Consider the following 13845-nt stretch of genomic DNA (forward strand, 5'->3'; position numbering starts at 1 on the left):
TGAATAAGCCGTCTGCGTTCACAGTCGACCGGGCAGCGCGTTATAGTCGGGGCTGACCCTTTTATTGCCCCCCCCGCCCTGCCTCGTTCAGGTCGGCGTTACCGTTCGAGGATTAGCAGATGAAGTTCGAAGGCACCCAGGCCTACGTCGCCACCGATGACCTGAAGCTGGCGGTCAACGCCGCCATCACCCTGGAGCGGCCGTTGCTGGTCAAGGGCGAACCGGGCACCGGCAAGACCATGCTCGCCGAGCAACTGGCCGAATCCTTTGGCGCCAAGCTGATCACCTGGCACATCAAGTCCACCACCAAGGCTCACCAGGGCCTGTACGAGTACGACGCGGTCAGCCGTCTGCGCGACTCGCAACTGGGCAACGAAAAAGTCCACGACGTTCGTAACTACCTGAAAAAGGGCAAGCTCTGGGAGGCCTTCGAATCCGAAGAGCGGGTCATCCTGCTGATCGACGAAATCGACAAGGCCGACATCGAGTTCCCCAACGACCTGCTGCAAGAACTCGACAAGATGGAGTTCTACGTTTACGAGATCGACGAGACCATCAAGGCCAAAAAACGTCCGATCATCATCATTACCTCCAACAACGAGAAAGAGCTGCCGGACGCCTTCCTGCGCCGCTGCTTCTTCCACTACATCGCCTTCCCCGACCGCACCACCCTGCAAAAGATCGTTGACGTGCACTACCCGGACATCAAGAAAGACCTGGTCAGCGAAGCGCTGGATGTGTTCTTCGACGTGCGCAAGGTGCCGGGCCTGAAGAAGAAGCCGTCGACCTCCGAGTTGGTGGACTGGCTGAAGCTGCTGATGGCCGACAACATCGGCGAAGCGGTGCTGCGCGAACGCGATCCGACCAAGGCCATCCCGCCGCTGGCCGGCGCCTTGGTGAAGAACGAACAGGACGTGCAACTGCTTGAGCGCCTGGCGTTCATGAGCCGTCGCGGCACCCGCTAAGAGGCTGATGCCATGCTGCTCAACCTGTTCAATGAAATGCGCGCAGCCAAGGTGCCGGTTTCGGTACGCGAGCTGCTGGACCTGATCAATGCGCTGAAACAGCGCGTGACCTTCGCCGACATGGACGAGTTCTATTATCTGTCCCGGGCGATCCTGGTGAAGGATGAAAAGCATTTCGACAAGTTCGACCGGGCGTTCGGTGCCTACTTCAATGGCCTGGAAAAGCTCGACGACCATCTTCAGGCACTGATCCCCGAAGACTGGCTGCGCAAGGAATTCGAACGCTCGCTGACTGACGAAGAGCGGGCCGCGATCCAGTCCCTCGGCGGCCTGGACAAGCTGATCGAAGAGTTCAAGAAACGCCTCGAGGAACAGAAGGAACGTCACGCCGGCGGTAATAAATGGATCGGTACCGGCGGCACCAGCCCGTTCGGTTCCGGCGGTTTCAACCCGGAAGGCATCCGGGTCGGTGACGCTGGCAAGCGCCAGGGCAAGGCGGCCAAGGTCTGGGACCAGCGCGAATACAAGAACCTCGACGATTCGGTGGAGCTGGGCACGCGCAACATCAAGGTCGCCCTGCGCCGCCTGCGCAAGTTCGCCCGTCAGGGCGCGGCGGAAGAGCTGGACATCGATGGCACCATCGACCATACCGCCAAGGATGCCGGGCTACTGAACATCCAGATGCGGCCGGAGCGGCGCAACACCGTCAAGCTGTTGCTGTTGTTCGACATCGGCGGCTCGATGGACGCCCATGTGAAGATTTGCGAGGAATTGTTCTCGGCCTGCAAGACCGAGTTCAAGCACCTGGAGTACTTCTACTTCCACAACTTCATTTATGAATCGGTGTGGAAGAACAATATGCGCCGCACTTCCGAGCGTACTTCGACCATGGACCTGCTGCACAAGTATGGTGCCGACTATAAAGTGATCTTCATCGGCGACGCCGCCATGGCGCCCTACGAAATCACCCAGGCGGGCGGCAGCGTCGAGCACTGGAACGAAGAAGCCGGTTACGTGTGGATGCAGCGGTTCAAGGAGAAGTACAAGAAGCTCATCTGGATCAACCCGTATCCGAAGGACACCTGGGGCTATACCTCGTCGACCAACATCGTGCGGGATTTGATTGAGGACCAGATGTATCCGCTGACCTTGCGGGGGTTGGAGGAAGGGATGCGGTTTTTGTCCAAGTAGAAGTTCGTCGGCTGTGAAGGCCTCTTCGCGAGCAAGCCCGCTCCCACATTTGATCTGTGTCTTGCACAAAACCAATGTGGGAGCGGGCTTGCTCCGGGCGGCGATCCGACGAAGCTTTTAGCGGTTGCTGAAACGTTGCAAATACTCGACATGCTCACGATGAGCGACATCCTGCACCACCGGCCGTAACCTCACCGATGCACCCGGCAGGCACTGCGCCAGCCGCGCCAGCGACAACGGCGTCAACGCCCCCAAACGCGGATAACCACCAATGGTCTGCCGATCATTGAGCAGCACAATCGGCTGCCCGTCCGGCGGCACCTGGACGGCCCCCAGCGGAATGCCTTCGGAAATCATCGGTTTGCCCTGGTACTGCAGCGCCGTACCCAGCAGGCGAATACCCATTCGGTCGGCACGGCTGTCGAGGTGCCATGCGCTGTTGAACGCGTCGAACAGGCTCTGCCCGCTGAACTCGCCGATCTGTGCACCGAGGACCAGGTCCAACGGCGCATCAAGGTTCAGGTCCGGCCGTTGGTCTGCGCGCAACTCCCGCAGCAACATCACCGGGTTGCCCGAATAGCTCAAGCTCGCCCCTTTACCCAGCGCTCGGCCCATGCCGTCCAGCCCGCCGAGTTCCTCCCGGACCACCGTTGCGCTACTGCCCAGCACTTTCGGTGCATCAAACCCACCCGGCGCCGCCAGATAGGCCCGGGCCCCGAGCAACGGCTGAGTGAATAGCAAACGCTGACCTTTTGGCAGCCTGAAACTGCGCCATGGCGCCAGCGCTTCGCCGTCCACCTGCGCGCCTAGATCCGCTCCGGCCAAGGCCAGCACGCAGTCTTCCTCAGCAACGACGGTGAATCCGCCGAGGGTGATTTCGATCACCGGTGCATCCAGTCCGTTGCCCAATAGCCAGTTGGCCCAGGACATCGAACGCCAATCGGCGGCTCCGCCCTGGGTCACGCCCAGATGCCGCACGCCGAATCGACCGGCATCCTGCAACAGGCACAGCGGCGTACTCGCTTCAATCATCAGACGGCTCATGCCTGGGCCTCCAGAGGCGTATCGTCACCCCCCAGGTTAATGAACTCGGCATGGCCGACCGCTTCGAACCGTACGGTGTCACCGGGTTGCATCAGGCTGTAGCCGTCACGGTTGCGGTCGAACAACCTGGTCGGCGTGCGGCCGATCAGGTTCCAGCCGCCCGGTGACACCACCGGGTAAGCCGCCGTTTGCCGCTCGGCGATGCCGACACTGCCGGCGGCGACTTTCTTGCGTGGCGTGTTCAGACGCGGCGCAGCGAGCACTTCTTCCACCAGCCCCATGAAGGCGAAACCCGGTGCAAAACCCAGGGCGAACACCTGATATTCACGCTCGCAGTGACGACGGATCACCTCCTCCACCGCCAATCCGCTGCGCTGCGACAACAACGTCAGTTCCGGTCCGACACTCAAGTCGTACCACACCGGCAACACATGACAGGTACCGCGGGTACGCGCATTGGGCGACAGATCGATCAGTGCCTGGGCGATCAGTTCCCGTGCCTGGCTCGGGTTCAATGCCGTCAGGTCGTAATGCACCATCAGTGTGGTGTAGGACGGCACCAGATCAATCAGGTGCCCGGCAAATGCCATCCGCAGACTTTCACTGGCAGCGAGCATCCACGGCATGTTGGTTTCGGCAATTTCATCGAACAGGCGCACCATCAGGCAATCCAGCGCCACCACTTCTACCCGCAGCTTCATGACGCGCTCTGCCGGTTCAAGGCTTCGCGGATGTGTTGCACGGCAGCGACCGAACTGGCGTTGTCGCCGTGCACGCAGAGGGTGTTGGCCTGCAAATGCAGGGCGCTGCCATCGCTGGCGGTGAGCGGATCGCCACGGGCAATGGTCAGCGCCTGCTCGATGATTGTTTCCGGGTCGTGATGCACCGCTCCCGGCAGTTGTCGCGACACCAGCCTGCCGGCGCTGTCGTAAGCACGATCGGCGAAGGCTTCGAACCACAGGGGCACGCCATATTCATCGCCCAACTGCTGCGCGGCGCTGTTGTCGCGGGTCGCCATCAGCATCAATGGCAGAGTGCGGTCGTAGGACGCCACCGCTTGCAAAACGGCGCGCAGTTGTGCCGGGTTGGCCATCATGTCGTTGTACATCGCGCCATGGGGTTTGACGTAGCTGACCCGCCCGCCCTGGGCCCGGCAGATGCCGTCGAGGGCGCCGATCTGGTAATGCAGGATGTCTTGAAGTTCCTGGGGGGCATAGGCCATGGAGCGGCGGCCGAACCCCACCAGGTCCTGATAGGCCGGATGCGCGCCAACTTGTACACCGTGGCTGAGGGCCAGGCTGACGGTCTTGCGCATGATGCTCGGGTCGCCGGCGTGAAAACCGCAGGCGATGTTGGCGCAATCGATGAAGGGCATGATTTCCGCGTCCAGACCCATGGTCCAGCTGCCGAAACTCTCGCCGATGTCGCAGTTCAATAGCAGGCGGCTCACACTGAACACTCCTGTAGGCTTTATTCTTTTCAGCTGCGGGACATATCTGTATGACAGCCCCGCAGATTATCAGTTACCGGGCGTCGAGTTGCTTGCCACGGGTTTCCGGCAGGCTCAGGGCCGCAAGGATCACCACACCGTAGGAAACCGCCGCAAAGGCACCGATGCCCACGCTCAGCGGCACGGTCTGGCTGAGCAGGCCGATCAGCAACGGGAACAACGCCGCCAGCGCCCGGCCGATGTTGTAGCAAAAACCCTGGCCCGAACCGCGAATGCGTGTGGGGAACAACTCGGTCAGGAATGCGCCCATGCCACTGAAGATCCCCGAGGCGAAGAAGCCCAGCGGAAAGCCCAGCCACAGCATCACGCCGTTGCTGACCGGTAGTTGGGTGTACAGCAAGACGATGGTGAAGGAGCCGACGGCAAACAGGATGAAGTTCTTTTTACGTCCGAGGATGTCAGTCAAATAGGCGCTGATGACGTAACCGACGTAGGAACCGATGATCACCATTGCCAGATAACCGCCAGTGCCGAGTACGCTCAAACCACGCTCGTTTTTCAGGAACGTCGGCAGCCAGGACGTGATCGCGTAATAGCCGCCCAGCGCACCGGTGGTCAGCAACGAAGCGCGAATCGTGGTGAAGAGCATGCCGGGGGCGAAGATCTCGTAGAACTTCGAAGGATTGCTCGGCGCCTCCTTGGCTTTGGCCTCACGGTAGATTTCCGGGTCCTTGACCAGGCGGCGGACAAAAATCACGAAGATCGCCGGCACGATGCCGAGGATAAACAGTGCGCGCCAAGCGTCTTCCGGTGGCAACACCGAGAACAATAGCGCATATAGAATCGCCGTCAGGCCCCACCCCAGCGCCCAACCGGATTGCACCATGCCAACCGCCTTGCCACGGTCCTGGGCACGAATCACCTCGCCAATCAGCACCGCACCGGCCGTCCACTCGCCGCCGAAACCGAAGCCCATCAACGTGCGGGCGATCAGCAGTTGCTCGTAGCTCTGGGCAAAGCCGCAGAGGAAGGTGAAGAAGGCAAACCACAGCACGGTCAGTTGCAAGGTGCGCACACGACCAATGCGGTCGGAGAGAATCCCCGCCACCCAGCCGCCGATGGCCGAAGCGATCAGCGTGCTGGTATGAATCAGCCCGGCCTGGCCGGTGGTGATGCCCCACATGGCAATCAGGGTCGGCACCACGAAGCTGAGCATCTGGGTGTCCATGCCGTCCAGGCCATAACCGATCTTGCAGCTCCAGAAGGTGCGGCGTTCCTGCTGATTGATGTTGCGATACCAGTCGAAAGGTCCCGGGCGGGCCGATGCTTTCGGAATAGCGGTGGTGTCGGGCGCACTCATGGCAAATCTCCGCGCTGATTTTATTGGTATTGTTCTGAGCCCCGACGACGCCTATCGTGGGAACCGGATGCGTCGATTCTTGGACCCGCACCCCTGCTGAGTCCAACTAATAAAACCCCGCCTTAGGCATAAGAAATCTTTATCCCATGAACCTGAAGTTTCTCGAGACCTTTGTCTGGGTCGCCCGACTCAAGAGTTTTCGCCTGACCGCAGACAAGCTCTTCACCACCCAGGCCTCGATTTCCAGCCGTATCGCAGTGCTTGAAGGCGAGCTTGGGGTAAAGCTGTTTTTGCGGGATTCGCGCGGCGTGAGCCTGACGCCCGAAGGCCTCAAGGTGCTCGATTACGCCGAGCAGATGATGGACACCATGCAGGCACTCAAGCAGTCGATCGAGACCCGTTCGAGCAAGGCAGGACGGGTGCGCATCGGCGTGATGGACACGGTGATCCACACCTGGCTCAGCCCGCTGGTGGCGCAGATGACCGATCACTACCCGCTGGTGGAAATCGAGCTGGTGGCCGATACCTCGCTCAACCTCTGCGATCAGCTGCAAAAAGGCTTTCTCGATGTAATCCTGCAAACCGACCTGCTGCGCCAGGAAAGCGTGCGCAGCCTGGAACTGGCCAGCCACCCGATTGGCTGGATCGTCGCCAGCAACTCGATCTACAACCGCAATTACACGAACGTCGCCGAACTGGCGCGTGAGCGAATCATTACCTACTCGAAAAACTCCCATCCTCATCAGGACGTGCTCAGCCTGATGCAGGCCAATGGCGTGCTCGCGCCACGGCTCAACTGCGTGAACTCGGTGTCGGCGATCACCCGATTGCTGCGTGACGGCTTCGGTATTGGTGCGTTACCGCCAGTGCTGGTCAGCGAAGAACTGGCCCGCGGCGAATTGACCTTGCTGGCAATCGACCAACGCCCGCCCAACCTGCAAGTAGTGGTGTCATGGCGGGTCGGCGCAGAGTGGGTCGAAGAGATCGTGACCTTGTGTCAGAACGTGGTGGAGCACTATGCGCAGAAGGTGGGCGAGCACTACATGGTCTTGAGCAAACCCCAGGCCAGACTCTGAGGAGGATTTCTCCACACCACAAGTAGGAATTACTATCATTTGCATTATAATTTGAAAAATGTATTCTCTGCGCGCATTCAGCTAAACCACTGTCCTGAAGGAGTCGGACTTGATGCGCGCTTACACGCAAAAACAGCAGCAATTGCTCTCGCACTGGAGCGAAGCCCTCGGCACTCAGGCCTTTCAGTCCCACCGCATCACCCTCGACCATTTGAGCAATGCCCTGGAGCCCGCCGCCCAGCGCTGCTTCCAACGCCTGATCCAGGCGCTGTTTCGCGAAGGTCTGATCAACCCCGACGCCTGCGAATACGACAACGACAGCCGTTGCTGGCTGCCGCTTGGCGACGGTGCGCACCTTTGCTTCGATCACCTGTCGGGCGGAAGAATGAACAGCTGGGACGTGCGCGGCAGCATCGTCCTGCACACCCCCGACAGCCTGCCCCACAAAATCCAGTTGCCCAGTGAACTGCTCGCTCACCTCGGCACTCAGCTCAACCCGCCCGCCTCCCCGCAGGTACTGGAACGTCTGGCCTGCGAGCTGGACGATAGCTACAGCAACGACACCCTGTGCCTGGCGTTCCACCATGGATGGACCGAGCGCCTGCGAGAGCAGATCGACACCCGGCACGACAACAATCTGCTCGCCTGGCTCAAAGCCAGCCCCGACCACCAGAACCCGACGTCACTGCTCGAACAGTGGGGCACGCTCGGCCATCCCTGGCATCCGAACTACAAGACCAAACTGGGCTTGAGCGCCGCACAGGTCATCGCTTTCTCGCCGGAATTCGAAGCGAGTTTTCCGATTGTGCTGTGCGCCCTGCACCGTCAGTACACACACGTCGAGTCACTGGCCGGCACCGCCGATTACTGGGACTGGTGGCAAGGCCACTTCCCGCAAGCCGCCGAACAATTGCAGCGCCATTTGCAGCAACTGGGCCTGGAGGCAGCAGACTACCTCCCGCTGCCGTCGCACCCATGGCAAGCCAATGAAGAACTGCCCAATTCGTTCGCCGGCGAGATCGCCGACAACCTGCTGATCATCACCGACATCGTTGCCTTCACTGGCCACCCGACCATGTCCTTCCGCACGGTCGTACCAGAGGCCAGCCGCGTTGCGCCGATGGTCAAACTGCCGGTGGCCCTGCGACTGACCAGTGTGCAGCGCACCGTGTCGCCGCGCTCGGCCCGGATGGGACCGCGCATCAGCCAACTGATACTGCAGATTCTCGATCATGAACCGCAGATTCAGCGCCTGCTGAACATCGTGCCGGAGCGCATCGGCGTCCACTACGCACCACAACCGGCCAATGACGAACGGTCCCGGCATGCCGCTGTGCTGTACCGCGACAACCCGCTGACCCTGCTGCAGGAAGGCGAACTGGCCGTGCCGGTCGGCAGCCTGTTCGCCGTCAACGAATTCGAACAACCGTTGCTGCGTGACTGGGTGCAACTGGCTCAGGGCCGTGACGACAGCGAGGCCATGCTGGCGTTCTTCGATGATTACCTGTCGATTGCCGTCCCGAGCCTGCTGGGCATCTACCTGATGTATGGCGTGGCGTTCGAAGCGCACCAGCAAAACAGCTTCATGGTAATGGGCGCGGACGGGCAGTTGAATCGGCTGTTACTGCGTGACTTCGGCGACATTCGCATTGATCGCAAGACCCTGCACGCCAAGGGTCTGGATATCCAGCTGCACGATCCGAAAATGACCCTGTACGACGACGCCGGATTTGTCCGCGACAAGCTCCTGCACACCACGTTCATGTGCCACCTCGGGGAGTTGACGTTGCTCTGCGCCCGCCACTGGAATGTGCCGGAAAATATCCTTTGGCAGCGCTTGGCTACGCACGTTGAGCAGTGCTTCGAAAGCGTGCGCGAGCACGTCGAACCGGCGCGCTGGGAAAGCGAGCGTCAGGCGCTGCTGGAACAGGATTGGCCGGCTAAATCGTTCATGCGCATGCGCTTGCACGACAGCCACGCCGACATCGTCGGACGCTTGAGCAACCCGCTGCGAACCAACGCCGATGCTCGCTGATGGTCGTGCGTTGCGACTGCTGATCGTCATCCAGTTTGTCTCCATGGGTGCAATGGAAATGAGCGGTCCGTTCTGGCCCTTGCAGATCCAGCATCTGCTTGGGCCAGAGGGCGCCGGCTACACCTCGCTGCTGTCGGCGCTGGTCTATGCCGGCCCGATGCTGGCGGCCATGCTACTGACGCCCGCATGGGGGCGGTTGGGTGATCGCACCGGACACAAGCCGATGATCGTTCGGGCGTTGCTGGCACTTGCGCTGTGCCAAGGGCTGGCGGCCATTACCCTCGACCCGTGGCTGCTGGTGGGCATTCGCGTGATGCAAGGCGCATTGGCCGGGTTTCTCGCCGCCGCGCAAGCCTATGCCCTGGCCTGCTGCGACAGCTCCCGGCGCGGTCACACCCTGGCCCGTCTGCAATCGGCGACCGCCGTCGGCTCGTTGATCGGCCCGGTACTGGGCGGCTGGCTGATGGACATATCGGGGTTTGCCCTGCTCTGTTATGGCGCGACGGCGGTTTGCCTGCTGTGTGCACTGGGGAGCTTTTTCCTGCCGGCCGACAAGGCGCGAGCCTCGACGAAGAAACCGGTTGCGCCGGTGGCCCTGCCTAAAGGCTGGCTCGGTGGAATCCTGTTGGTGATCGTGTTGATTCAAGCCGCGAAGATGATGCCGCAACCCTTCTACGCGCTGTACGTCGCCGACATTCTGCACGCGCCCGGCTGGCTGATCGGCGCTACTTACGCGGCGAGCGCCGCGACCCTGGCCATTTGCGCACCGCTGTGGGGGCGTCTGTTCGACCGCTGGCAGCCGGCTTACACCTTGCGCGTCATCGAAGGCGTTGCCTGGCTCTGCGCCCTGACGCTAGCGGCCACGGCACTGGCCAACGAATGGCTGGGTTTTCTCGTCAGCCGGCTGGTCTGGGGCATCTGGCAAGGCGCACTGCTCCCCGTCGCCTATGCACTGATCGCCAACACCGTGTCTTCAAGCCAACAGGGTTTTGCCCTCGGCCTGGGCAACAGCGCGGCCAAGGCTGGCGCCCTGCTCGGTGCCGTCCTCGGCGGGATCGGCATGGGGCTGGTCGGGCTGGCCCACAGTTTCTGGCTGGTGGCGTTGACCTACGCACTGGCCGCCATCGGGATCCGCTGGGTGCGCTCATTCACCTCCACACCTGCCCCCGCAGTTTTATCTACCCACACTTATCACGACTAAAAAAAAGACCCTCTCATGACCCGAACCAAACTTTCATTGCTGATTCCGCTGCTCGGCTCCGTCAGCGCCCAGACCTGGGCCGAGGACACCGAACAGCAACCCGGCACATTGAACATGCAGGCCACTGTCGTTTCCGCGACGCGTAGCGAAGCGACCATTGCCTCGATTCCAGGCTCGGTCCAGGTGATCGACGAACAACAGATCCGCCAACAGAGTGGCGCCGGGCGTCGGGTCTCCGACATTCTGGGGCAACTGGTTCCCGGCCTGGCGCCGTCCAGCGGCGGGATGAGCAACTTCGGCCAGACCCTGCGCGGGCGCAACATGCTGGTGTTGATCGACGGCGTGTCGCAGAACGCCACCCGTGACAACTTCCGCCAGCTCAACAGCATCGCACCGGCCAGTATCGAACGTATCGAGGTGGTTTCCGGCGCCAGCAGCATTTATGGTGCCGGTGCTTCGGGCGGCATCATCAACATCATCACCAAGCGCAACCAGGGTCAGGACCTTGCCTACAGCAGCAAACTGGGCCTGACCACCGGCAACAACCTCAACAGCAAAGGTTTCGCCTACGAGGCCTTTCAGAGTGCGACCGGGCGCAAGGATGCCCTGGACTGGTACGTATCCGCCGACCTGACCCAGCGCAACGATCAGTACGACGGCAACGGCAATCGCATCCCTCAGGACACATCCCAGGGCAGCAACATGGACACCGAAACCTATGACCTGCAAGGTCGTTTCGGTTACGAACTGGATGCCGATAAGAAACTCAGCCTGTCGTTGCAGGACTACAAGGACCAGCAGGACACTGGCTACACAAAAAACCCGAAAAACCTGCAAGAGGCCGTGGCGGTCAAAGGACTGAAACTCGACGACCAGCCCTACACCCATAACCAGGCAGCCAACCTCAACTACACCGACAACGACTTCTACGGCCAGGGCCTGCAACTGGAAAGCTACTGGCGCCGGGCCGACGCGCTGTTCTTCCCGGACCTGTCGCGGGGCAAGGCCGGGATCGCCGACAACAACAGCGTGCAGGATGTTTACGGCCTGCGTGCAGCCGTCGACACGCCGTTGCCGGCCATCGGCAGCGCCACAGGCAACCTGGTCTGGGGCGCCGACTATGATCACGAACGCTCCCGCCAGCGCGGAGACCAATACACCCTCAAAGGGCTGACCTACACCAAGACTGGCACCACTTACGAGATGGGCCCGGATATCGAAACCACCACCAAGGCGCTGTTCGGACAGATGTCCTGGGACATCGGTGACTGGACCTTGCGTGGCGGTGTGCGCCGCGAATGGATCGAAAGCGAGGTCTCCGACAGCATCGCTTACGGTCAAATCGTCCAGACCGGCGTACGCGCCATCCTGCCCGGTGACACCCTCAAATACGACGCCACGCTCTATAACCTGGGCGCGGTCTATCACCTGAGTGAAAACCAGGACGTCTTCGCCAATTTCAGCCAGGGGTTTTCGCTGCCGGACATTCAGCGCTTCCTGCGTGACGTGAACAGCACCTTCGACATCCAGAGCCTCAACGCCCAGGCCATCAAGGTCGACAGCTACGAGCTGGGCTGGCGCGGTGACTGGGACCAGTGGCAGGCCGACGTCACCGTCTATGAAAACACCTCGGACGTGACCCAGTTCTACGATGCCAATGACCGTGTCTTGCGTCTGATCAACCAGAAGGAACGGGTTCGCGGCATCGAAAACAGCCTGACCTACCGCGCGACCGATCACTGGTCGGTGGGTGGCACCTATGCCTGGGCCAAAGGCGAGACCCAGCAGAACGGGAAATGGATCGATCTGCCGGCAACACGTATTTCACCGGCCAAAACCACGCTGTTCGTCGGCTACACCGAAGACGACTACAACTTGCGCCTGCAAGGCATGCACCTGTCCAGCTACGACGCTGCCGCCAAGGACAACAACGGACGCGACATCGAAGGCTATACGCTGGTGGACCTGCTCGGCTCCGTGTACCTGCCGGTCGGTCGCCTGGAAGGCGGGGTGTACAACCTGACCAACCGCACGTACGTCAACCTGTTCGCCCAGGCCAATGCCAGAGCGCCATACCCCAATGCCGAAGGCCGTACCTTGAGCATGACCTATTCGATTGATTGGTAACCAGGCAGGGAGCCGGCTTGCCGGCTCCCTGACGTTCGACGGTGTTACAAACCGCGTAAATCCCGCTCTTCGATCGGCCGGCTCTGGCGCAGGCGTTTACCGCCCAGCACCACCCAGTCGATCAAGCGATACAGGCACTCAAGGCCAAACGACAGCAGCATTGCGCCACTCATGCCCCAGATCATCGCTTCGGGCGTCAACAGGATCTGGTAGCTGTAGCCATTCCAGGTTTCCTTGCGAATGTCAGGATCGGCAGCCAGCACCACTTGCAGGAAGCGGATGTACCACGGCCCCTGCATCGCCTGGAACTGCTTGTCCAGCGCCAGTTGACGGGTCAACAGGTTGCTCAGGCTGTCGGCGTCGCTACGGAAGATCGGGTCCTCGCTGGCGCTGTAATGGGCCACCAGGGCCTGCATGTCACCCTTGAAGAACTGATTGGCGGTGTTCTGAAAGCCGCTCAACCCGGCTTGCGCCTCGATCAGATGGGCTTCGACACGCTTGGCGTAATCGTTGATGAAGCCCGGCACCTGGACACCGATCAACAGGCCCGCCGCAAACAACACCAGCCGTAGATAACTGAGCAACATGGAAAGCAGATCCTTATTCGGTCTTGCCCTGACTGACGCATTCGCCGCGTCGCCACAGGCTCCATTGACCCGGTTCGTAGCGGGTCCAGGTTTCGTTTTCGGTCAGGGGTTCGGTGGCGATGACGGTGACCACATCGTTGGGTGTGGTTTCGGCCTGAAAGTCGACGATCACGTCGACATCTTTCAAGCGCGCCGGGCCAAACGGTGCGCGACGGGTGATTTGCGCCAGTTTGGTCGAGCAATAGCAGAACAGCCAGTCGCCATCGCTGAGCAGGCAGTTGAATACACCTTTGCTGCGGTACTCGGCACAAGCGGCCACCAGATCCGGCAGCAACGCTTCGATCTCGACCGGTTCGGGGAACGCCGCACGCACACGGTTGAGCAAATCGCAGAACGCCGCTTCGCTGTCGGTATCACCCACGGGGCGATAGAAACTGGCCGCTGGCTGAAAATCCGCCAACTGGCCGTTGTGGGCGAAACACCAGTTGCGCCCCCACAGTTCACGGACGAACGGATGCGTGTTGGACAGGCAGACCTTGCCAACGTTGGCCTGGCGGATGTGCCCGATCACCACTTCGCTCTTGATCGGATAGCGCTGCACCAGGTTCGCGACTTCCGACTCGCTGCTTGCCGCCGGATCCTGGAACAGCCGCAGCCCACGGCCTTCGTAGAAGGCAATACCCCAGCCATCGCGGTGCGGGCCGGTGCGTCCACCGCGCTGCATCAGCCCGGTGAAGCTGAACACGATATCGGTCGGGACATTGGCGCTCATGCCCAATAACTCACACATGCTCGGACTCTCGCTCAAT

12 protein-coding genes are annotated in these 13845 nt (G+C 61.1%); 6 read left to right on the top strand and 6 right to left on the bottom strand.

What is annotated here, in order from left to right; translation table 11 throughout:
* Positions 1-119: 119 nt before the first annotated feature.
* Both PMI34_RS16735 and PMI34_RS16730 read left to right on the top strand, forming a co-directional pair.
* Complete coding sequence (locus PMI34_RS16735) at positions 120-965, top strand: AAA family ATPase (protein WP_007911294.1); 846 nt, start codon at positions 120-122, stop codon at positions 963-965.
* A gap of 12 nt (positions 966-977) precedes the next feature.
* Complete coding sequence (locus PMI34_RS16730; RefSeq protein WP_008049176.1) at positions 978-2156, top strand: vWA domain-containing protein; 1179 nt, start codon at positions 978-980, stop codon at positions 2154-2156.
* Between the two features lie 117 nt (positions 2157-2273).
* Here PMI34_RS16730 and PMI34_RS16725 read toward each other — a convergent pair whose 3' ends face one another.
* From PMI34_RS16725 to PMI34_RS16710, 4 genes are all read right to left on the bottom strand, one after another.
* Positions 2274-3200, bottom strand: coding sequence for a biotin-dependent carboxyltransferase family protein (locus PMI34_RS16725; protein WP_008049177.1), 927 nt, complete (start codon positions 3198-3200; stop codon positions 2274-2276).
* The gene (locus PMI34_RS16720; protein ID WP_008049178.1) at positions 3197-3901 is read right to left on the bottom strand and encodes a 5-oxoprolinase subunit B family protein; all 705 of its coding nucleotides are present in this window, start codon (positions 3899-3901) and stop codon (positions 3197-3199) included. Before PMI34_RS16720 ends, PMI34_RS16725 begins: the two co-directional genes overlap by 4 nt.
* Positions 3898-4650, bottom strand: a complete 753-nt coding sequence (locus PMI34_RS16715; protein ID WP_008049179.1) for a 5-oxoprolinase subunit PxpA — start codon at positions 4648-4650, stop codon at positions 3898-3900. Before PMI34_RS16715 ends, PMI34_RS16720 begins: the two co-directional genes overlap by 4 nt.
* Positions 4651-4723: 73 nt before the next feature.
* On the bottom strand, positions 4724-6010 hold the full coding sequence (locus PMI34_RS16710; protein ID WP_008049180.1) for an MFS transporter: 1287 nt from the start codon (positions 6008-6010) through the stop codon (positions 4724-4726).
* 146 nt (positions 6011-6156) lie between these two features.
* Between PMI34_RS16710 and PMI34_RS16705 the strand changes: the two genes are divergently transcribed.
* From PMI34_RS16705 to PMI34_RS16690, 4 genes are all read left to right on the top strand, one after another.
* On the top strand, positions 6157-7086 hold the full coding sequence (locus PMI34_RS16705; protein ID WP_007993803.1) for a LysR family transcriptional regulator: 930 nt from the start codon (positions 6157-6159) through the stop codon (positions 7084-7086).
* 112 nt (positions 7087-7198) lie between these two features.
* Positions 7199-9121 carry an IucA/IucC family protein gene (locus tag PMI34_RS16700; protein WP_008049181.1) on the top strand — a complete coding sequence of 641 codons (1923 nt, stop codon included), beginning with the start codon at positions 7199-7201 and terminating at the stop codon, positions 9119-9121.
* Positions 9111-10322 carry an MFS transporter gene (locus tag PMI34_RS16695; protein ID WP_008049182.1) on the top strand — a complete coding sequence of 404 codons (1212 nt, stop codon included), beginning with the start codon at positions 9111-9113 and terminating at the stop codon, positions 10320-10322. Before PMI34_RS16700 ends, PMI34_RS16695 begins: the two co-directional genes overlap by 11 nt.
* Positions 10323-10337: 15 nt before the next feature.
* Complete coding sequence (locus PMI34_RS16690; protein ID WP_008049183.1) at positions 10338-12449, top strand: TonB-dependent receptor; 2112 nt, start codon at positions 10338-10340, stop codon at positions 12447-12449.
* 44 nt (positions 12450-12493) lie between these two features.
* Here the strand turns inward: PMI34_RS16690 and PMI34_RS16685 are convergent, their stop codons facing one another.
* Positions 12494-13036 (bottom strand): DUF2937 family protein, encoded by a 543-nt coding sequence (locus PMI34_RS16685; RefSeq protein ID WP_008049184.1) that lies wholly within the window; start codon positions 13034-13036, stop codon positions 12494-12496.
* 13 nt (positions 13037-13049) lie between these two features.
* Positions 13050-13826, bottom strand: a complete 777-nt coding sequence (locus PMI34_RS16680; RefSeq protein ID WP_008049185.1) for a class II glutamine amidotransferase — start codon at positions 13824-13826, stop codon at positions 13050-13052.
* Positions 13827-13845 lie beyond the last annotated feature (19 nt).

Origin of the sequence: Pseudomonas sp. GM74, assembly GCF_000282455.1 — a bacterium.
GTDB lineage: Bacteria > Pseudomonadota > Gammaproteobacteria > Pseudomonadales > Pseudomonadaceae > Aquipseudomonas.